The organism is Pseudomonas sp. URMO17WK12:I12 (assembly GCF_000514395.1).
Lineage (GTDB): Bacteria > Pseudomonadota > Gammaproteobacteria > Pseudomonadales > Pseudomonadaceae > Aquipseudomonas > Aquipseudomonas mucoides.
In genome coordinates this window covers 72,269-92,593 of the sequence record NZ_AZVV01000011.1, presented here as the reverse complement: position 1 = coordinate 92,593, position 20,325 = coordinate 72,269, and the positions used below count along the sequence as shown (strand labels likewise).

At 58.9% G+C, this 20,325-nt stretch carries 20 protein-coding genes; 14 read left to right on the top strand and 6 right to left on the bottom strand.

Translation table 11 applies throughout. The features are described 5' to 3' along the window. Positions 1-5: 5 nt before the first annotated feature. Positions 6-494 (bottom strand): DUF3015 domain-containing protein, encoded by a 489-nt coding sequence (locus D882_RS0116200; RefSeq protein WP_027924210.1) that lies wholly within the window; start codon positions 492-494, stop codon positions 6-8. Positions 495-772: 278 nt separating this feature from the next. Here D882_RS0116200 and D882_RS0116195 point away from each other — a divergent pair, with 278 nt between their 5' ends. Together D882_RS0116195 and D882_RS0116190 are read left to right on the top strand one after the other, a co-directional pair. Beyond that, complete coding sequence (locus D882_RS0116195) at positions 773-3,211, top strand: Lon protease family protein (protein WP_027924209.1); 2,439 nt, start codon at positions 773-775, stop codon at positions 3,209-3,211. 324 nt (positions 3,212-3,535) lie between these two features. Continuing rightward, positions 3,536-3,865: a hypothetical protein gene (locus D882_RS0116190; protein ID WP_027924208.1), complete on the top strand. Its 330-nt coding sequence runs from the start codon at positions 3,536-3,538 to the stop codon at positions 3,863-3,865. A gap of 4 nt (positions 3,866-3,869) precedes the next feature. Here D882_RS0116190 and D882_RS0116185 read toward each other — a convergent pair whose 3' ends face one another. Further along, positions 3,870-5,699 carry a hypothetical protein gene (locus tag D882_RS0116185; protein WP_027924207.1) on the bottom strand — a complete coding sequence of 610 codons (1,830 nt, stop codon included), beginning with the start codon at positions 5,697-5,699 and terminating at the stop codon, positions 3,870-3,872. A 171-nt stretch (positions 5,700-5,870) separates the two neighbouring features. Between D882_RS0116185 and D882_RS0116180 the strand changes: the two genes are divergently transcribed. The 3 genes from D882_RS0116180 to D882_RS0116170 all read left to right on the top strand — a co-directional run bounded on the left by D882_RS0116180 (position 5,871) and on the right by D882_RS0116170 (position 7,622). Beyond that, positions 5,871-6,359: a TIGR00645 family protein gene (locus D882_RS0116180; RefSeq protein ID WP_027924206.1), complete on the top strand. Its 489-nt coding sequence runs from the start codon at positions 5,871-5,873 to the stop codon at positions 6,357-6,359. A 212-nt stretch (positions 6,360-6,571) separates the two neighbouring features. After that, a complete protein-coding gene (locus D882_RS0116175; RefSeq protein WP_027924205.1) occupies positions 6,572-6,883 on the top strand; it encodes a DUF6482 family protein in 312 nt (103 codons plus the stop codon). Between the two features lie 121 nt (positions 6,884-7,004). After that, positions 7,005-7,622 carry an FKBP-type peptidyl-prolyl cis-trans isomerase gene (locus tag D882_RS0116170; RefSeq protein ID WP_027924204.1) on the top strand — a complete coding sequence of 206 codons (618 nt, stop codon included), beginning with the start codon at positions 7,005-7,007 and terminating at the stop codon, positions 7,620-7,622. A 113-nt stretch (positions 7,623-7,735) separates the two neighbouring features. On the opposite strand, the gene D882_RS0116165 is transcribed toward D882_RS0116170, so the two are convergent. The 3 genes from D882_RS0116165 to D882_RS0116155 all read right to left on the bottom strand — a co-directional run bounded on the left by D882_RS0116165 (position 7,736) and on the right by D882_RS0116155 (position 9,632). Continuing rightward, positions 7,736-7,993 (bottom strand): hypothetical protein, encoded by a 258-nt coding sequence (locus D882_RS0116165; protein WP_027924203.1) that lies wholly within the window; start codon positions 7,991-7,993, stop codon positions 7,736-7,738. 206 nt (positions 7,994-8,199) lie between these two features. Next, a complete protein-coding gene (locus D882_RS0116160; protein WP_027924202.1) occupies positions 8,200-8,541 on the bottom strand; it encodes a zinc ribbon domain-containing protein YjdM in 342 nt (113 codons plus the stop codon). A gap of 122 nt (positions 8,542-8,663) precedes the next feature. After that, a complete protein-coding gene (locus D882_RS0116155; protein ID WP_027924201.1) occupies positions 8,664-9,632 on the bottom strand; it encodes a polyprenyl synthetase family protein in 969 nt (322 codons plus the stop codon). A 240-nt stretch (positions 9,633-9,872) separates the two neighbouring features. Here D882_RS0116155 and rplU point away from each other — a divergent pair, with 240 nt between their 5' ends. The 5 genes from rplU to D882_RS0116130 all read left to right on the top strand — a co-directional run bounded on the left by rplU (position 9,873) and on the right by D882_RS0116130 (position 13,648). Further along, a complete protein-coding gene (gene rplU / locus D882_RS0116150; protein ID WP_003176051.1) occupies positions 9,873-10,187 on the top strand; it encodes a 50S ribosomal protein L21 in 315 nt (104 codons plus the stop codon). A 34-nt stretch (positions 10,188-10,221) separates the two neighbouring features. Next, entirely contained in the window at positions 10,222-10,497 is a 276-nt protein-coding gene (gene rpmA / locus D882_RS0116145) for a 50S ribosomal protein L27 (RefSeq protein WP_007943982.1), read from the top strand. A 194-nt stretch (positions 10,498-10,691) separates the two neighbouring features. After that, positions 10,692-11,915 (top strand): Obg family GTPase CgtA, encoded by a 1,224-nt coding sequence (gene cgtA / locus D882_RS0116140; RefSeq protein WP_027924200.1) that lies wholly within the window; start codon positions 10,692-10,694, stop codon positions 11,913-11,915. A gap of 137 nt (positions 11,916-12,052) precedes the next feature. Beyond that, the gene (proB, locus tag D882_RS0116135; protein ID WP_027924199.1) at positions 12,053-13,171 is read left to right on the top strand and encodes a glutamate 5-kinase; all 1,119 of its coding nucleotides are present in this window, start codon (positions 12,053-12,055) and stop codon (positions 13,169-13,171) included. A 12-nt stretch (positions 13,172-13,183) separates the two neighbouring features. After that, the gene (locus D882_RS0116130; protein ID WP_008022496.1) at positions 13,184-13,648 is read left to right on the top strand and encodes a CreA family protein; all 465 of its coding nucleotides are present in this window, start codon (positions 13,184-13,186) and stop codon (positions 13,646-13,648) included. Between the two features lie 184 nt (positions 13,649-13,832). Here D882_RS0116130 and rpsT read toward each other — a convergent pair whose 3' ends face one another. Continuing rightward, positions 13,833-14,111, bottom strand: coding sequence for a 30S ribosomal protein S20 (gene rpsT, locus D882_RS0116125; protein ID WP_007942340.1), 279 nt, complete (start codon positions 14,109-14,111; stop codon positions 13,833-13,835). Between the two features lie 252 nt (positions 14,112-14,363). On the opposite strand from rpsT, the gene murJ reads away from it, so the two are divergent. The 4 genes from murJ to lspA all read left to right on the top strand — a co-directional run bounded on the left by murJ (position 14,364) and on the right by lspA (position 20,318). Then, entirely contained in the window at positions 14,364-15,902 is a 1,539-nt protein-coding gene (gene murJ / locus D882_RS0116120) for a murein biosynthesis integral membrane protein MurJ (protein WP_027924198.1), read from the top strand. 128 nt (positions 15,903-16,030) lie between these two features. Further along, a complete protein-coding gene (ribF, locus tag D882_RS0116115) occupies positions 16,031-16,981 on the top strand; it encodes a bifunctional riboflavin kinase/FAD synthetase (RefSeq protein WP_027924197.1) in 951 nt (316 codons plus the stop codon). After that, complete coding sequence (gene ileS, locus D882_RS0116110) at positions 16,982-19,813, top strand: isoleucine--tRNA ligase (RefSeq protein ID WP_027924196.1); 2,832 nt, start codon at positions 16,982-16,984, stop codon at positions 19,811-19,813. It abuts the gene before it with no gap. Then, positions 19,806-20,318: a signal peptidase II gene (gene lspA, locus D882_RS0116105; RefSeq protein WP_027924195.1), complete on the top strand. Its 513-nt coding sequence runs from the start codon at positions 19,806-19,808 to the stop codon at positions 20,316-20,318. The genes ileS and lspA overlap by 8 nt, the downstream gene beginning before the upstream one ends. Positions 20,319-20,325: the final 7 nt, after the last annotated feature.

The following is a 20,325-nucleotide window of genomic DNA, read 5'->3' as shown; positions in this document are numbered from 1 at the left end:
CGAGCTTAAGCTTGAGTGGCGTACTTGGCCAGACGCGGATCGCTCTTCAGAACGGCCAGGGTGTTGGTATGCACGTCTTCAGCGGTCACGTCAGCCTTGCTGAAGATTTGCTGGAAGTGCTCGTGAGTCACGGCGGCGAAATGCGCACGGTCTTCCGGCGCCACGCCCAGGACCACGGCGTAAGTGGTCAGCGCTTCGCCCTGACCTTTGGCCATGTCTTCGGACAGCTCGTTCATCATGCCATTCATGGCAAACCAGGATTTGCCGCCGTAGGTCAGCGACGCATTCGTTGCGCAGCCGTTGGTGCCGGAGGTCATACCGAAGGTTGCGTTGCCGGAGGTGCCGTTGGTGGTGGAGGCCAGGAAGTGAGCCGGGGTGCCACGCTGACCTTCGAACAGCATGTTGCCCCAACCGCAATCCGGCCCGCCTGGGGCTTGCGCCATGGCGTTGAGGGATACAACGGTGAAGAGAGTACCGAGAAGAATCCGTTTCATAGCTATGTTCTCTTAGTGTGCATACCAATGGACAAGGGGTTCTGGCCCGTGTCGGCGCCAGTTGGGCCGGTTATTAGTCCAGCCGCGCAGTTTGGAGTTTAGGCACGATCACGGGGTTCCGTGATTTTTTGCAAAACATTCGCCGAAATCAGTGATTTAGCCCCGGCCTGCCTGAGGATGGCAGTTTGTCTATGCTTTGGCTGGAGGCGCGCCTTGCAAGTGGGGTATGGGCAGCGCCAGAATGCCGCTATCTGCCCCGCCTGATGTAAGGAAGCCCGATGCCTGATCCTGTTGCTGCCAGCTTGCGTCTAGCGCCTGAAGCGCTGACCCGTCCGTTTTCCGCTGAACAGTTCAGCTTCTCTACCACCAATGATCTGGAGCCCTTCCGCGGTGTGCTTGGCCAGGAACGTGCGGTCGAAGCCTTGCAGTTCGGTGTGGCCATGCCACGCCCCGGTTACAACGTGTTCGTCATGGGGGAACCCGGCACCGGCCGGTTTTCGTTCGTCAAACGCTACCTGAAGGCCGAAGCCAAACGCCAGCAGGCCCCGGCGGACTGGGTCTACGTCAACAATTTCGATGAGCCGCGCGAGCCCCGCGCCCTGGAATTGCCGTCGGGCACCGCCGGTGCCTTCATCGGCGACATCAACGGCTTGATCGATAACCTGCTGGCGACCTTTCCTGCGGTGTTTGAACACCCGTCCTACCAGCAAAAGAAAAGCGCCATCGACCGCGCCTTCAACCAGCGTTACGACAAGGCGCTGGACGTCATCGAGCGCCTGGCCCTGGAGAAAGAAGTCGCGCTGTATCGCGACGCCAGCAACATCGCGTTTACCCCGATGAGTGAAGGCAAGGCGCTGGACGAAGCGGAGTTCGCCCAATTGCCGGAAGCTGATCGCGAGCGTTTTCACGATGATATTTCCGGCCTGGAAGAGCGTCTGAATGAGGAGCTCGCCAGCCTGCCGCAATGGAAGCGTGAGTCGAGCAATCAACTGCGCCACCTCAACGAAGAGACCATTACCCTGGCCTTGCAGCCGCTGTTGTCGCCGTTGTCGGAGAAGTACGCCGAGAACGCGGCTGTATGCGGTTACCTGCAAGCGATGCAGGTTTACCTGCTGAAGACGGTGGTCGAGCAACTGGTGGACGACAGCAAGACCGACGCCATTGCCCGCAAGCTGCTGGAAGAGCAATACGCGCCGAGCCTGGTGGTCGGGCATTCGGCCAGCGGCGGTGCGCCGGTGGTGTTCGAGCCGCACCCGACTTACGAAAACCTGTTCGGCCGGATTGAATACAGCACCGATCAGGGTGCGCTGTACACGACCTACCGACAACTGCGACCGGGTGCCTTGCACCGGGCGAACGGCGGCTTCCTGATTCTTGAAGCGGAAAAAATGCTCAGCGAGCCGTTCGTCTGGGATGCGCTCAAGCGCGCCCTGCAATCGCGCAAGCTGAAAATGGAATCGCCGTTGGGTGAACTGGGGCGACTGGCCACTGTCACCCTGACGCCGCAACACATTCCGCTGGCGGTCAAAGTCATCATCATCGGTGCCCGTCAGCTGTATTACACGCTGCAAGACCTTGATCCGGACTTCCAGGAGATGTTCCGCGTCCTGGTGGACTTCGATGAAGACATCCCGATGGTCGACGAGAGCCTGGAGCAGTTCGCCCAGTTGCTCAAAACCCGCACCTCCGAAGAAGGCATGGCGCCGCTGACGGCGGATGCCGTCGCACGTCTGGCGACTTACAGCGCGCGTCTGGCTGAACACCAGGGGCGTTTGTCGGCGCGCATCGGCGATCTGTTCCAACTGGTCAGCGAGGCGGATTTCATTCGCCACCTGGCGGGCGATGAAATGACCGACGCCGGGCACATCGAGCGTGCGCTCAAGGCCAAGGCCACCCGTACCGGGCGCGTCTCGGCGCGGATTCTTGATGACATGCTGGCCGGGATCATCCTGATCGACACCGATGGCGCCGCCGTCGGCAAGTGCAACGGCCTGACAGTGCTGGAAGTCGGCGACTCGGCCTTCGGTGTACCAGCGCGGATTTCCGCCACGGTGTATCCGGGCGGCAGCGGCATTGTCGACATCGAGCGTGAGGTCAACCTCGGGCAGCCGATTCACTCCAAAGGCGTGATGATCCTCACCGGGTATCTGGGCAGTCGTTACGCCCAGGAATTCCCGCTGGCGATTTCCGCGAGCATCGCCCTGGAGCAATCCTACGGTTATGTCGATGGCGACAGTGCGTCGCTGGGCGAAGCCTGTACGCTGATTTCGGCCTTGTCGAAAACACCGCTCAAGCAATGCTTTGCGATCACCGGTTCGATCAACCAGTTCGGTGAAGTGCAGGCCGTGGGCGGGGTCAACGAGAAGATCGAAGGCTTCTTCCGCCTCTGCGAAGCGCGCGGACTGACCGGCAAACAAGGTGCGATCATTCCGCAGGCGAACGTTGCTACCTTGATGCTCGACGAGAAGGTGCTGGCTGCCGTGCGTGCGGGGCAGTTCCATGTTTACGCGGTGCGTCAGGCGGACGAAGCGTTGAGCCTGTTGGTCGGCGAACCGGCGGGGGCGCCGAATGAAAATGGCGAATTCCCTGAAGGCAGCGTCAATGCGCGGGTGGTGGAGCGCCTGCGGGTGATCGCGGAAATGATCAGCGAGGAAGACCTCAAGGAAGCCGAGAAAGAAGCGGCGCAGGAAGCGTTGGTCGAGGCCAAGCCGGCCTGAGACAAACGAATCTGAGGCTCATCCCGATCCACTGTGGGAGCGAGCTTGCTCGCGATTGCGGACTTTCAGACAACAGAGATGTTGAATGTTAGTGCCTCATCGCGAGCAAGCTCGCTCCCACATTTTTTTGCGTGAATCCAAGTAAAAGTGCCATCAGTCTGGCGTCAATATTCACACTATGACCATTCGGCGCCTTCTGGTCTCGCCTGACGTGCTGGCCAGACTTTTCTTCTATTCTCTGGTTCAAGGATATCGACAGCAATCACAGGATCGAAACAGCCTTCCCACGGGGGCTGAATACCGGATCTACCGAGGGTCGCCGCCATGTCGCGCAACCTCTGCCTTACCCGTCAATGCCTGGGCCTAGTGACCCGTATCGAGTGTGCCATCCGCCCTTTGGCGGGAGATACCGGCATGTGGACCTTGCTCTTCGCCGCCGGAATGGCTGGCGAGCAACCTTCAGCCATCAAGGCACAAGGCCCGTTTCATGGCCCTTTCGTGGCTGAATCCATCCTCGACACTATTGTGGAAAGCCTGACGCTGCACGGCTACGAACTGGCCGATGATCCCCAAATCTGGTGTTTGCACCTGCAAGCCCAGCTGCGGGAAATCAACGGCGGTCGTTGCCGCAATCTGGGTGGCTTCGAGCACTGATGGGTTATTGGTCGAGCTGGCTCAGATCAGCCTTGGCCAGTTTGACCTCGAAACCATATTGCACAGTGGTGAGGTCGGTTCGCTGATAAGTTTCCAGACGTGTGGGCTGGCCATAGAAGTAGTGCACGTCAAATAACGCCGGACCATCGGCACCAGCGTCATGAGTGACCGCAAGAATCTCCTTCAGGTAGTTCCCGCTGTCGTCCCTGGCGAAAAATCGCCAGTCCTGCGCAGGAAACAGTTTCGCATCCACCACCAGCGCATTGCCTTTGAGCTCAAGCCCCTTGGGCAATTTCTGTGCGTCGAGCGATTGCTTGTCGACCGTGGCCAGGAACAAGGGCATGGAGCCCACGGCGAACGCCGGCGTTTGCGGAAACAGGTTCAGGTCGTAGGTGATCGTGCCGCGCAGAGGGTCGACCTGATAGGCCTCCGGTGGCAGTTCGATCGGCTCATCGCGTTTACCGCTGCTGTCCGCGGTAAAGAAACTGACCGGGCTATTGCCGGGGCTGAATGACGTGCCGAGCAACTCGTCGTTGAAACTTCTGGGGTGATCGAATTCGATGCGCGCGGCACTCGGGTCGTCCACCGACTGATTGACGTTGATGCTTTTTTTCAGCTGCTCCTCACTCAGTGTCGCGCCCTTGAGCCAGTTTGGCGCCTGATCGTCATACACCACCACCGGCAAGTTCAGCGGCTGCACGGTTTTTGCCGTGGTGTGTGGGTCGAAGCGGCGTACCGGCAAGTTCAAGTCCTTGCGTGTGACGGTGGCGGTCGAGAAATCCAACAGGCTGACTTCAAGGGTCTCGATCGGCCCGTTGAAGTACACCTTGGAATAATGCTGGCCTTGCTGCTGCTCGAACGTACGCTGTTCGTCATTGAGCTGTTTTTCGAACGCCTCGCTCCAGGTTTTCTGTTGCTGCATTTTCGCCAGTTGTTTTTGGTAGAAGGCAATTTGCGTGGGGGTTTCGTTGATCGATCCGGAGCGCGAGAGAAATTGCCCGGTGCTGTCCCTGGCCTGGACGATCAGTGGGTTCAACGGTGTTTCACCGACTTCGGGGGCCACCGGTACGCTGTTGTTGTACTCGATTTCGGCGTAGTTCTTTCCGAGCTTCAACAGGGTGACGCTGAGGTTGTCGTTGGTGCGGGTCTGGCCGACGTCCTTTTTGCTCAGGACAACGCTGTAGAGCCGGCGGGGTGCGATCACTTCGACTTTGCCTTGCAGGCTCACCGGTTGCGGTTGGTTCTTCTTGTCGACATCCAGGCCGTCGATGAAAGGGTAGGTCACCGTCAGGTCGTCGGGGTTGGTCAGGTTGGAGCTCGACGGGCTGAGCTGGATGCCGGGATCGGTTTCCGACCATTCGGGTTGGAAGGGGATGACCCGTTTGTTGCTCAGCGTCACCGATTGCCATTCCAGGCCATGGGGGAACAGGAATGCCGCCGGAATATTGAAGTTGAACGGGAATACCGGTTGCAGGTCGGTCAGGTAATCGGAGCTGGAATCCTTGTGCAGCACGAACAGGCCATTGATGTAGGTGTCTACCAGGGCCTGTGGCGTTGGGTAGTGCTTGAGCACGGCGAGGGCATCTTCGCCGTATTCGGTTTCCACCGGTTTGCTGTCGAGCTTGAGTTGCGCACGTTCGAGCAGCAGCAGTGAGCCGCCGAGCTCGGACACGGCGTCCTTGAGTTTCGGGTCCTGGATCTGATCCAGCGATTGTTCGAACTGTGCGGTTTTTTCCTCGAGGCTGACCTGATGCTTGTCCTCGCCGGGCGAGCAGCCGCTCATCAGCAACGTCAGGCAAATGCCGACACTCGTTAAAGGCAATCGCACATCCATTCCCAGTCTTCCTGTCCGATGTCGCTGAGCGGTCAATAGTCTGGACACTAGCAGAAAAACTTTGTGACACACGGCGCAGGTGGCGGATTTCTCGATGGTTCCTGGCAGCTTCTGGATAGCGACGGGTGGCTGGTATACTCGCGGCCATTTTCAACCCCTGTGTGAGATTCAATGGAACGCTTTATCGAAAATGCAATGTACGCCTCCCGCTGGCTGCTGGCGCCGATCTACTTCGGGTTGTCGCTTGGGCTGCTGGCGCTGGCGCTGAAGTTCTTCCAGGAAGTTTTCCATGTTATCCCCAACGTGTTTTCGATGGCGGAATCGGACTTGATCCTGGTGCTGCTGTCGCTGATCGACATGGCGCTGGTGGGCGGTTTGCTGGTGATGGTGATGATTTCAGGTTATGAGAACTTCGTCTCTGAACTGGACATCGATGACCATAAGGAAAAGCTCAACTGGCTGGGCACCATGGATTCTTCTTCCCTGAAGATGAAAGTGGCCGCTTCCATCGTGGCGATTTCCTCTATCCACCTTCTGCGGATCTTCATGGACGCCAAGAACGTCGATCCCGAGCATTTGAAGTGGTACGTGATCATCCACATGACATTCGTCGTGTCGGCCTTCGCCATGGGTTATCTGGACAAGCTGACCAAGCACTGATTCGCCCAAAACCCCTGTGGGAGCGTGGCTTGCCCGCGATGGCATCATCTCGGTCTGGCGCTAAACCGCGCTGATGCCATCGCGGGCAAGCCACGCTCCCGCAAGGAGAGATGGTCGAACCGGACGGGCGGTGCCGTTGCTGGCTTGTACTTTGATGCGCCGGGGCCTATCCCTGTAAGTAGTCTTGGCTCGCCATTGTATGAGGTGCCTTCATGAACCTTGTTGAACTACGCGCATATGCCCTCGCAGGGAAAGTCGATGAGTTGAACCTGATCTCCATGGAAGGCGGGATCTATCTGCTGGAAGCGCGCATGCACGGTGCCGCGTATCCCTTGAGCGATGCCCACGACCATATGTTCCACCTGCGCTCGGTCGAGCATGCTCGTCAGGTGCTGCATAAATTCCCGACCTTACCCTTCAATCTGGTTCACGCCTCGGTTCATGATGAAATGTGCGGGCTGGGTGCCAGCGTGGGGGAAAGTCTGAAGGTGCCGATTGCCTTCCGCTCTTCCTGGCATCACTGACAGCCCTCATCAGGACGATGCCATCTGTGCTAGTCTGCTGGCCCTTTTGGTTCCGGGCGCTCCGGGACGCGCTGTGCACACACGGCAAGTTCCCGGGCCGTCCGCACAGCGGAGCAGTGTCATGTCCGAAGTAAATCTGTCCACCGACGAAACCCGCGTCAGCTACGGTATTGGCCGTCAGCTGGGCGACCAACTGCGCGACAACCCGCCACCGGGCGTTAGCCTGGACGCGATCCTGGCGGGTCTGACCGATGCCTTCGCCGGTAAGGAAAGCCGTGTTGGCCAGGAAGAAATGTCCGCCAGCTTCAAGGTGATCCGTGAAATCATGCAAGCCGAAGCGGCTGCCAAGGCTGAAGCGGCTGCTGGCGAAGGCCTGGCTTTCCTGGCTGAAAACGCCAAGCGTGAAGGCATCACCACCCTGGCTTCCGGCCTGCAATTCGAAGTGCTGACTGCTGGTGAAGGCGCGAAGCCGACCCGTGAAGATCAGGTGCGTACCCACTACCACGGCACCCTGATCGACGGCACGGTGTTCGACAGCTCCTACGAGCGCGGCCAGCCTGCAGAATTCCCGGTTGGCGGCGTGATCGCTGGCTGGACCGAAGCCCTGCAACTGATGAATGCCGGCAGCAAATGGCGTCTGTACGTGCCGAGCGAACTGGCTTACGGCGCTCAAGGCGTTGGCAGCATTCCGCCGCACAGCGTACTGGTGTTCGACGTCGAACTGCTCGACGTTCTGTAAGACCTCTGTGGGAGCGAGCTTGCTCGCGATAGCGGCGTAACAGTCGACAGAGATGTTGGATGTTAGTCAGTCATCGCGAGCAAGCTCGCTCCCACATTTTTTTGCGGTGATTTTCATATTTCGATCTTGTGGTGCAGTTCATTCGATGGGCGCAACGCCCGGGCATAACAGAACAGAAACAGATTACGCACCAGTTCCTTCAGCACCACTGGCTCGCTGGAGCTTAGTCCGTTGACGTCCAGATCCCCCTGATCCTGCAACTCGCTCAAGGCTTCTTCTTCAAGCACGGCACAGACTTCCCCGGTTTCCCGATGCAGGATCCTGAGGTAAGGGTGTGGTCGATCCAGCCAGGCATCGATCAAATAAGTCATGTCTCATCTCCATTGATTTGGGTTTCAATGAGAATAATTCTTATTCATCAAATAGCAAGGGCCTATTGGCAGTTTGTGCTTCTTTCCGGGTAAAGGTTGCGTAAGGTCAAATCGGCTGGCGTTTAGCTATTGCGCGGGCAGGCGGGTTGAAGCGGGGGAGGGCGAAGCACCATCCCACGCGTGGCGCGGGATGGAATACAGCGGATTCAGACTTTTCTGACGAACTCGGATTTGAGCTTCATCGGGCCGATGCCGTCGATCTTGCAGTCGATGTCGTGGTCGCCATCGCACAGGCGGATGTTCTTGACCTTGGTGCCGACCTTGACCACCAGCGACGTGCCCTTGACCTTGAGGTCCTTGATCACGGTGATGGTATCGCCGTCCTGCAGGACATTGCCGACCGAATCCTTTTTCACGGCGTCATCGGACGCCACATCGGCTTCGCCGCTGGCGGACCATTCGTGCGCGCACTCGGGGCAGATCAGCTGTGCGCCGTCTTCATAGGTGTATTCGGAATTGCATTTTGGGCAGGGTGGCAACGTGCTCACTAAAGCTCCTTGGATTCAGGATCGCTAAAAAGCGCACATTATATAGGGTTTTAGCTGGGAGGGGGCGACGCCGAAAACTGTGGGAGCGAGCAGGCTCACTCCCACAGGGTATTACGGTGCAGTTAGTGCGTGCGGGCTACCGCAAACTCACTCAACTCAACCAATGCGTCGCGATATTCACTGGCAGGCAGTGCGTCGAGGCATTTGATCGCACGGGCCACGTAATCACGGGCCAGTTTCGCGGTGTATTCCAGCGAGCCGGAGGCTTCTACCGCTTCGCGAATGCTTTCCAGATCCTCGATGCCGCCTTTCTGGATCGCCTTGCGCACCAGGGCTGCCTGTTCCGGCGTGCCTTCGCGCATGGTGTAGATCAACGGCAGGGTCGGCTTGCCTTCGGCCAGGTCGTCGCCGACGTTCTTGCCCAGGGTTTCCGCGTCGCCTTTGTAATCCAGGAGGTCGTCGACCAGTTGGAAGGCCACGCCCAGGTGGTCGCCAAAGGTGCGCAGGGCTTCGGCCTGCTCAGCTGTGGCTTCGCAGAGTGCGGCAGCACTGTGGGTCGACGCCTCGAAGAGCATCGCGGTCTTGCCGCGGATGACTTCCATGTAGGTTTCTTCGGTGGTGCTGGCGTCACGGACCTTCGACAGCTGCAACACTTCGCCTTCGGCAATGATGCGGGTCGCTTGCGAAAGGATCTTCATCACCGGCATGGAGCCCAGCTCGACCATCATTTCGAAGGAGCGCGAATACAGAAAGTCGCCGACCAGCACGCTGGGTGCGTTGCCCCACATGGCGTTGGCGGTCGAGCGGCCACGGCGCATGCCGGACATGTCGACCACGTCGTCGTGCAGCAGGGTGGCGGTGTGCAGGAACTCGATGGTCGCGGCCAGCAGACGCAGGTCGTCGCCTTCGCGGCCCAGCGCCTTGCCACACAGCAACACTAATAAAGGACGCAGGCGTTTGCCGCCAGCCGAGGTAATGTAATCGCCGATTTTCGATACCAGCGGCACTCGGGAAGTCAGCTGCTTCTTGATGATGCCGTCGACGGCGCTAAAATCGTCCGCCACCGCGCGGTAGAAAGCTTGGGGTTGCATCAGCGACAGTTGCTCCAGAAGGGTTGCGCGGCATGCTAGGACCCACGTCGGCGAGTGTCAAGGCGCGATGGACGGCCTCTTGCATCACTCCGGCAGCTTGCGTACAATCGCGCACCCTGAACTTCCTGGGCAGCACCTGCCTTACGCAATTGCAAACCGGCCTTCCAGCCCTATGCAGCCATGCCAGCCAATACCTCTTCTTATAAAGAGCTGGGTGAGCAGGATTATCGGAGAAATACCATGTCGTACGCAGTAATTGTTACTGGTGGCAAGCAATACAAGGTCGCCCCAGGTGAATACCTGAAGATCGAAAAACTGGAAATCGCTACCGGCGAATCCGTTACTTTTGATCGCGTTCTGTTGGTCGCCAATGGCGATGACGTGAACATCGGCGCTCCAGTTGTTGCTGGCGCTACCGTTGTGGCTGAAGTGATCTCCCAAGGTCGTCACGATAAAGTCCGCATCATCAAGTTCCGTCGTCGTAAGCACCACATGAAGCGTATGGGCCACCGCCAGTGGTACACCGAGATCAAAATCACCGGTATTCAGGCTTAATTTCAGCCTAATTCCTCACTAGGAGAATTGACTCATGGCACACAAAAAAGCTGGTGGTAGTACCCGTAACGGTCGCGACTCAGAAGCCAAACGCCTTGGCGTGAAGATGTATGGCGGCCAGGTTATCATTCCGGGCAACATCATCGTGCGTCAGCGCGGCACCCAATTCCACGCCGGTTACGGTGTTGGCATGGGTAAAGATCACACTCTGTTCGCTAAAATCGACGGCGTGATCAAGTTTGAAGTAAAAGGCGCTTTCAATCGCCGTTACGTAAGCATTGTTCCGAAGACTGACGTCGTCGCGGCATAATTACGTGGTTGCTGGAAAAGCCCTGTCTTGCGACGGGGCTTTTTCGTTTGTGGGGTGAGTCTCTTGCAAAGCTGTTTGTGATGGGCTCCAGCGCAGGTTTTTGCGGTCGTTGATTGAGGTCGCTGCGCTCATTTTTGCAAGAGTCTTATGTCTAGATTTTTTCGGCTCGTCCGTATGGCGAGAGGCGTTTTGTTATGAAGTTTGTTGATGAAGTATCGATTCGAGTAAAGGCCGGCGACGGCGGCAACGGTTGCATGAGCTTCCGTCGCGAGAAATTCATTGAAAACGGCGGCCCGAACGGCGGTGACGGTGGTGATGGCGGCTCGGTCTACATGATCGCCGACGAAAACCTCAACACCCTGGTCGACTACCGTTACACCCGTCACTTCGACGCTGAGCGCGGTTCCAACGGCGGCAGCACCGACTGCACCGGCAAGAAAGGTGAAGAGCTGGTACTGCGCGTGCCGGTGGGCACCACCGTCATCGATGCGGCCACTCAAGAGGTGATCGGCGACCTGACCAAGGCCGGCCAGAAGTTGCTGGTGGCTCACGGCGGCTGGCACGGCCTGGGCAATACCCGTTTCAAATCCAGTACCAACCGTGCTCCGCGTCAGACCACTCCGGGTAAGCCGGGTGAGGCGCGTGACCTCAAGCTGGAAATGAAAGTGCTGGCGGACGTCGGTCTGCTGGGCTTGCCGAACGCCGGCAAAAGTACCTTCATTCGCTCGGTGTCGGCCGCCAAGCCGAAAGTCGCCGACTACCCGTTCACCACCTTGGTGCCGAACCTGGGTGTGGTCAGCGTCGATCGCTGGAAGAGCTTCGTGGTCGCGGACATTCCGGGTCTGATCGAAGGCGCTTCCGATGGCGCTGGCCTGGGGATTCGCTTCCTCAAGCACTTGTCGCGTACCCGTTTGCTGCTGCACCTCGTGGACATGGCGCCACTGGATGACACCAGCGCACCGGATGCGGCTGAGGTGATCGTCAGCGAGCTGACCAAGTTCAGCCCGTCCCTGGCTGAGCGTGATCGTTGGTTGGTGCTGAACAAGTGCGACCAGATCCTTGAAGAAGAACACGATGCTCGCGTCAAGGAGATCGTTGATCGTCTGGAATGGACTGGTCCGGTCTACGTGATCTCGGCCATCTCCAAGCTTGGCACTGAGCGTCTGTGCCACGACATCATGCGTTACATGGAAGATCGTGCTGATCGTCTGGCTGCCGACCCTGCCTACAAGGAAGAGCTGGCAGAGCTCGATCAGCGCATCGAAGACGAAGCTCGTGCTCAGCTGCAGGCCCTGGATGACCAGCGTGCCCTGCGCCGTAGTGGCGTGAAGTCGGTCCATGACATCGGCGACGATGATTGGGACGAAGAAGATGTGGATGACGAAGACGGTCCGGAAATCATTTACGTGCGTGACTGATTCGTTGCAGTAAACTTAAGCGCCGCTCAATCGAGCGGCGTTTTAGTATCTGGAAATCGATCGTTGGTCAGTAATAGCCACGATTAACGTCACGGGCAGTGCCAGGTCGCGCTGTCCTCAAGCTAAGGTTGAAGATGATGCGGAGCAAGGTGACAGGTGCGCAGCGTTGGGTCGTGAAGATCGGCAGCGCTTTGCTGACAGCGGACGGCAAGGGCCTGGATCGCGCGGCAATGGGTGTCTGGGTCGAGCAGATGGTGGCTTTGCATGAAGCTGGCGTCGAGCTGGTGTTGGTGTCTTCCGGGGCTGTGGCCGCGGGCATGAGCCGCTTGGGCTGGACCGTACGACCCAGCGCGATGCACGAGTTGCAGGCCGCCGCCGCCATCGGTCAGATGGGGTTGGTGCAGGCCTGGGAGTCGAGCTTTGCCGAGCATGGCCGGCACACCGCGCAGATTCTCCTGACGCACGATGACTTGTCCGATCGCAAGCGCTACCTGAACGCCCGCAGCACCTTGCGCGCCCTGGTTGAGCTGAAAGTGATCCCGGTGATCAACGAAAACGACACCGTGGTGACCGATGAAATCCGATTTGGCGACAACGACACGCTGGCGGCGCTGGTGGCTAACCTGGTTGAAGCTGATTTGCTGGTGATCCTCACGGATCGCGATGGCATGTTCGACGCCGATCCGCGCAACAACCCTGACGCCAACCTGATTTACGAGGCGCGCGCTGATGATCCGGCGCTGGATGCGGTGGCGGGCGGTACTGGCGGTGCGCTGGGGCGTGGCGGTATGCAGACAAAATTGCGTGCGGCGCGTCTGGCAGCTCGTTCCGGGGCGCACACCATCATCGTTGGTGGGCGCATTGAGCGCGTGCTGGATCGCCTGAAGGCGGGTGAGCGCATCGGCACCTTGCTCTCGCCTGAGCGTGGCATGCTGGCGGCGCGCAAGCAGTGGCTGGCCGGGCACCTGCAAACCCGTGGCACGCTGGTGCTGGACGGTGGTGCGGTGAAAGCGCTGGCCCAGGACCATAAAAGTTTGCTGCCGGTGGGGGTCAAGCTGGTACAGGGCAGCTTCCGTCGCGGCGAAATGGTGGTGTGCGTGGCGCCGGATGGTCGCGAGATCGCCCGTGGCCTGGCCAACTACAGTGCGCTGGAAGCACAAAAAATCATCGGTCAGTCGTCTGAGGCGATTGTCGGTCTGTTGGGTTACATGGCTGAGCCGGAACTGGTTCACCGCGATAACCTGATTCTGGTCTGAAGGAATATTTGAATGCGTGTGGCAAAAGGATTATTGGGTCTGCTGCTGGCGATGCCGCTGCTGGCTTCGGCTGAGGAAATTGGTCAAGTGTCGACGGTGTTCAAATTCGTCGGGCCGAACGACCGGATTGTCGTCGAGGCGTTTGATGATCCTAAGGTCGACGGCGTGACGTGCTACCTGTCGCGCGCCAAGACTGGAGGCGTGAAGGGTGGTTTGGGCCTGGCGGAAGATCGCGCCGAGGCCTCCATTGCTTGCCGCCAGGTCGGTCCCATCAGTTTCAAGGGTGAGCTGAAGGATGGTGATGAGGTGTTCAAGGAGCGCACGTCGCTGGTGTTCAAGACCATGCAGGTGGTGCGCTTCCTCGACAAGAAGCGCAATACGCTGGTGTATCTGGTCTACAGCGATCGCTTGATCGAGGGTAGTCCGCAGAATGCGGTGACGGCGATCCCGATCCTGCCGTGGGCGCACGCTCAATAATCTGACGCAAAACCAAATGTGGGAGTGAGCCTGCTCGCGATAGCGGTGCAACAGTCGACATCAGTGTTGAATGTTGCACCGCTATCGCGAGCAGGCTCGCTCCTGCATTTTTTTGTATGGTGTCTGTTAAATCGCAGGCAATAAAAAACCGACCCTGAGGTCGGTTTTTCAACAAGCTTATCGCTTATGCGGCAACAGCAAGGTTCAGAGCCTTGACGTGACCGTTCAGGCGGCTCTTATGACGAGCAGCCTTGTTCTTGTGGATGATGCCTTTATCGGCCATACGGTCGATAACTGGCACGGCCAGAACGTAAGCAGCTTGAGCTTTAGCAGCGTCTTTTGCGTCGATGGCTTTAACTACATTCTTGATGTAGGTACGAACCATGGAACGCAGGCTGGCGTTGTGGCTGCGACGCTTCTCAGCCTGTTTTGCACGTTTTTTGGCGGAAGGTGTGTTGGCCACCGTCGAGCTCCTCGAAAGACTTTTTAGGAAATAGCAAACAAAATAGGCCGCGAATCATGCCGATGAGTTGATGTCTTGTCAAGGGCGGTTGAGACGTTCCGCTAAGTGGTAGGTATAAAGAGGCGGGATATTTATTTCCGGCGCTTGACCTGTAAACTCGCGAGCTTTGGCTCTGTGCTGCTGCGGCGCGGAGTATCGCATAAGTAGGCGCTTTGTTCGCCTGCTGTTTATCGACAGGCACAAACTCTTTCAATGAATCTGCTCAAATCGTTGGCCGCCGTCAGCTCTATCACGATGATTTCCCGGGTTTTGGGGTTTGTTCGTGACACGCTGATCGCACGTACATTTGGTGCCGGGATGGCGACGGACGCCTTCTTTATCGCCTTCAAATTGCCCAATCTGTTGCGGCGAATCTTCGCCGAGGGGGCGTTTTCCCAAGCCTTCGTGCCGATTCTGGCCGAATACAAAAGCCAGAAGGGCGAGGAGGCGACGCGAACATTCATTGCCTACGTCTCGGGCCTGCTGACACTCGTGCTGGCGCTGGTCACGGCACTGGGGATGATTGCAGCGCCCTGGGTTATCTGGGCAACGGCGCCGGGTTTTACCGATACACCGGAAAAATTTGAGCTGACCTCCAGCCTGTTACGGGTGACCTTTCCCTACATATTGCTGATTTCCCTGTCGTCCCTGGCCGGTGCGATCCTCAATACCTACAACCGTTTTTCGGTGCCGGCCTTTGTGCCGACCTTGCTCAACGTCAGCATGATCGTCTTTTCGGTGTTCCTGACGCCGTACTTCGATCCGCCGGTCATGGCGCTCGGATGGGCGGTTCTGGTGGGTGGCCTGGCGCAATTGCTTTACCAGCTGCCGCACCTGAAAAAGATCGGCATGCTGGTGTTGCCGCGTCTGAACCTGCGCGACAGCGGCGTGTGGCGGGTCATGAAGCAGATGCTGCCGGCGATTCTCGGCGTATCGGTCAGCCAGATTTCCCTGATCATCAACACCATTTTCGCGTCCTTCCTGGTGGCCGGTTCCGTGTCCTGGATGTATTACGCCGACCGCCTGATGGAGTTGCCGTCCGGCGTATTGGGTGTGGCGCTGGGCACGATTCTGTTGCCGACGCTGGCCAAAACCTACGCCAGCAAGGACCGTCACGAATATTCGCGGATCCTCGACTGGGGCCTGCGCCTGTGCTTCGTCCTGGTGTTGCCGTGTTCGCTGGCGCTCGGGATCCTGGCTGAGCCGCTGACCGTTTCGCTGTTCCAGTACGGCCAGTTCAGTGCCTTTGATGCGTCGATGACCCAGCGTGCACTGATCGCTTATTCCGTCGGTTTGCTCGGGATTATCGTGATCAAAGTGCTGGCACCGGGCTTTTATGCGCAACAAAACATCCGCACGCCGGTAAAAATCGCCATTTTCACCCTGGTGGTTACGCAGTTGTTCAACCTGATGCTGATCGGTCCGCTGGCCCACGCCGGCCTGGCCCTGGCCATCAGTGCCGGTGCCTGCATCAACGCCGGGCTGTTGTTCTATCAACTGCGCAAGCAGCAGATGTACCAACCGCAGCCGGGCTGGGCGAAGTTCGGCGCCAAGCTCGTTATCGCCGTGTTGGTGATGTCCGCCGTATTGCTGGTCGGGATGCACTTTATGCCGGCATGGGATCAAGGGCATATGCTTGAAAGATTCCTGCGTCTGGGCGCCTTGATCGCCGCCGGCATCGTCGCTTACTTCGGAATGTTGCTGCTGATGGGCTTCCGTTTGCGCGACTTCAATCGCAAGGCATTGAGCTGAGGTTGCAGTCTCGATAAACACGGGCGAGCCGGTGGTTTTGTCGGCTCGATCACTTTGGTTACGGTGTTGCCTGTCGTCGGCCGCCGGGTGTGGTTATAATCGACCACTTTATGAGCAAGAAGCGCGTTATGCAGCTGGTTCGAGGCCTCCAAAATCTGCGCCCCCAGCATCGGGGCTGTGTCGCCACTATTGGCAACTTTGACGGTGTTCACCGTGGCCACCAGGCTATCCTGGCGAGGCTGCGTGAACGTGCGCTCGAGTTGGGCGTGCCGAGCTGCGTGGTGATTTTTGAGCCGCAGCCGCGAGAATTCTTCGCCCCGGACACGGCCCCGGCCCGTCTGGCCCGGCTGCGGGACAAACTGCAGCTGCTGGCCGACGAAGGTGTCGACCGCGTCCTGTGCCTGGCCTTCAACCAGCGGCTGAGCAAGCTCAGCGCCAGCGAATTCGTCGATACCATTCTGGTGGACGGCCTTGGTGTGCAGCACCTTGAGGTCGGTGACGACTTCCGCTTCGGCTGTGACCGCGTTGGCGATTTCGATTTCCTGCAACAGGCCGGCATCGTTCAGGGCTTTACCGTGGAAGCTGCGCAAACCGTCGAACTGGACGGCATTCGCGTCAGCAGCACCCAGGTCCGCAATGCCCTGGCCGCTGCCGATTTCGTCCTGGCCGAGCGACTGCTCGGGCGGCCGTTCCAGATTACTGGCCGGGTGCTACATGGCCAGAAGCTGGCGCGCCAGCTGGGTACGCCCACGGCCAACATACAACTCAAGCGTCGTCGCGTGCCGCTGACCGGGGTTTACCTGGTCAACGTCGACATCGACGGCAAGACCTGGCCAGGCGTCGCCAATATCGGCGTGCGGCCAACGGTCCAAGGGGATGGCAAAGCCCACCTCGAAGTGCATCTTTTAGATTTTGCCGGCGATCTGTATGACCGGCGTTTGACGGTGGTCTTCCACCACAAGCTGCGTGAAGAGCAGCGTTTCGCCTCTCTGGAGGCGCTTAAGACGGCGATCAATGCGGATGTCGCCGCCGCCCGTGCCCTGTCGCACCTAGCGCCAATCGCTAATGAAGAGCCTTAAATGACCGACTATAAAGCCACGCTAAACCTTCCGGACACCGCCTTCCCAATGAAGGCCGGCCTGCCTCAGCGCGAACCGCAGATTCTGCAGCGCTGGGACAGCATTGGCCTGTACGGTAAGTTGCGCGAGATTGGCAAGGATCGTCCGAAGTTCGTACTTCACGACGGTCCTCCGTACGCCAACGGCACGATTCACATCGGTCATGCGTTGAACAAGATTCTCAAGGACATGATCATCCGCTCGAAGACCCTGTCGGGTTTCGATGCGCCTTATGTTCCGGGCTGGGACTGCCACGGCCTGCCGATCGAGCACAAAGTCGAAGTGACCCACGGCAAGAACCTGGGCGCGGACAAGACCCGCGAACTGTGCCGTGCCTACGCCACCGAGCAGATCGAAGGGCAGAAATCCGAATTCATCCGTCTGGGCGTGTTGGGCGACTTCGCCAACCCGTACAAGACCATGGACTTCAAGAACGAAGCCGGTGAAATCCGTGCCCTGGCTGAAATCGTCAAGGGCGGCTTCGTGTTCAAGGGCCTCAAGCCTGTGAACTGGTGCTTCGACTGCGGTTCGGCCCTGGCTGAAGCGGAAGTCGAGTACGAGAACAAGAAGTCCTCGACCATCGACGTAGCGTTCCCGATCGCCGACGAAGCCAAACTGGCTGCCGCATTCGGTCTGTCGTCGCTGGACAAGCCGGCTTCGATCGTGATCTGGACCACCACCCCGTGGACCATCCCGGCCAACCAGGCGCTGAACGTTCACCCGGAATTCAACTACGCCCTGGTCGACGTCGGCGACAAGCTGCTGGTACTGGCGGAAGAGCTGGTCGAGTCGTGCCTGGCCCGTTACAGCCTGGAAGGTTCGGTCATCGCGACCACCACCGGTAAAGAACTGGAACTGATCAATTTCCGTCACCCGTTCTACGATCGCCTGTCGCCGGTTTACCTGGCCGAGTACGTTGAACTGGGCGCTGGCACCGGCGTGGTTCACTCCGCACCGGCCTACGGCGTGGACGACTTTGTGACCTGCAAGAAGTACGGCATGGTCAACGACGACATCCTCAATCCGGTACAAAGCAACGGCGTTTATGTGCCGTCGCTGGAGTTCTTTGGCGGCCAGTTCATCTGGAAAGCCAACCCGGCCATCGTCGATAAACTGACTGAAGTCGGTGCGCTGCTGCACACCACCATCATCGAACACAGCTACATGCACTGCTGGCGTCACAAGACCCCGTTGATCTACCGCGCCACCGCGCAGTGGTTCATCGGCATGGACAAAGAGCCTGCGACCGGCGACACCCTGCGCAAGCGGGCGATCAAAGCCATCGAAGACACCAAGTTCGTTCCGGCCTGGGGCCAGGCGCGCCTGCACTCGATGATCGCCAACCGTCCCGACTGGTGCATCTCCCGTCAGCGCAACTGGGGCGTGCCGATCCCGTTCTTCCTGAACAAGGAAAGCGGCGAACTGCACCCACGCACTGCCGAGCTGATGGAAGAAGTTGCCAAGCGCGTCGAAGTCGAAGGCATCGAAGCCTGGTTCAAGATGGACGCCGCCGAACTGCTCGGTGACGAAGCGCCGCTTTACGACAAAATCAGCGACACCCTGGACGTCTGGTTCGATTCGGGCACCACGCACTGGCACGTCCTGCGCGGTTCGCACCCGATGGGCCACGAAACCGGTCCACGTGCCGACCTGTACCTGGAAGGCTCGGACCAACACCGTGGCTGGTTCCACTCGTCGTTGCTGACCGGTTGCGCCATCGACAACCACGCGCCGTACCGCGAACTGCTGACCCACGGCTTCACTGTCGATGAGTCCGGTCGCAAGATGTCCAAATCGTTGGGCAACGTGATTGCTCCGCAAAAGGTCAACGACACCCTGGGCGCCGACATCATGCGTCTGTGGGTGGCTTCCACCGATTACTCGGGTGAAATGGCTGTGTCCGAGCAGATCCTGCAGCGCAGTGCGGACGCCTACCGGCGTATCCGTAACACCGCGCGCTTCCTGCTCTCGAACCTGACCGGTTTCAACCCGGCCACCGACATCCTGCCGGCCGAAGACATGCTGGCGCTGGACCGTTGGGCCGTGGACCGCACCCTGTTGCTGCAACGCGAGCTGCAAGAGCACTACGGCGAATACCGCTTCTGGAACGTCTACTCCAAGATCCACAACTTCTGCGTGCAGGAGCTGGGTGGTTTCTACCTCGACATCATCAAGGACCGTCAGTACACCACTGGCGCCAACAGCAAGGCCCGTCGTTCGGCGCAAACCGCGCTGTACCACATCTCCGAAGCGCTGGTGCGCTGGATCGCGCCGATCCTCGCGTTCACCGCTGACGAACTGTGGGAATACCTGCCGGGCGAGCGTAACGAGTCGGTGATGCTCAACACCTGGTACGAAGGTCTGACCGAGCTGCCGGAAGGCGTCGAGCTGGACCGCGCCTACTGGGAGCGGATCATGGCCGTCAAGGTAGCCGTCAACAAGGAAATGGAAATCCAGCGCGCGGCCAAGGCCGTCGGTGGCAACCTGCAAGCCGAAGTGACGCTGTTTGCCGATGACGCGCTGAGCGCCGACCTGGCCAAACTGAGCAACGAACTGCGCTTCGTGCTGATCACCTCGACCGCGACCGTTGCGCCGTTTGTACTGGCACCGGCCGATGCGGTAGTCACCGAAGTCAGCGGCTTGAAGCTGCAAGTGGTCAAGTCCAGCCACGCCAAGTGCGCCCGTTGCTGGCACTGCCGTGAAGACGTCGGCGTGAACCCGGAGCATCCGGAAATCTGCGGTCGTTGCGTCGACAACATCAGCGGCGCTGGCGAGGTTCGTCACTATGCCTAATGCCGTTGGCCGTTTCGGACGGCTGAGCTGGCTCTGGTTGAGTTTGCTGGTCCTGGTCATCGACCAGGTCAGCAAGTTCTACTTCGAAGGCAAGCTCCAGATGTACCAGCAAATCGTGGTGATCCCCGATTACTTCAGCTGGACCCTGGCTTATAACACCGGCGCTGCGTTCAGCTTCCTGGCTGACAGCTCCGGCTGGCAGCGCTGGCTGTTCGCCCTGATCGCCGTGGTGGTCAGCGCGGTGCTGGTGGTATGGCTCAAGCGTCTTGGGCGCAACGAAACCTGGCTGGCCGTCGCGCTGGCGCTGGTGCTGGGTGGCGCGCTGGGCAATTTGTATGACCGCATCGCCCTGGGCCATGTGATCGATTTCATTCTGGTGCATTGGCAGAACCGCTGGTATTTCCCGGCGTTCAACTTTGCCGACAGCGCAATTACTGTCGGTGCGGTGATGCTGGCACTGGATATGTTCAAAAGTAAGAAGACCGGAGAAACCGTTCATGACTGAACAGGTA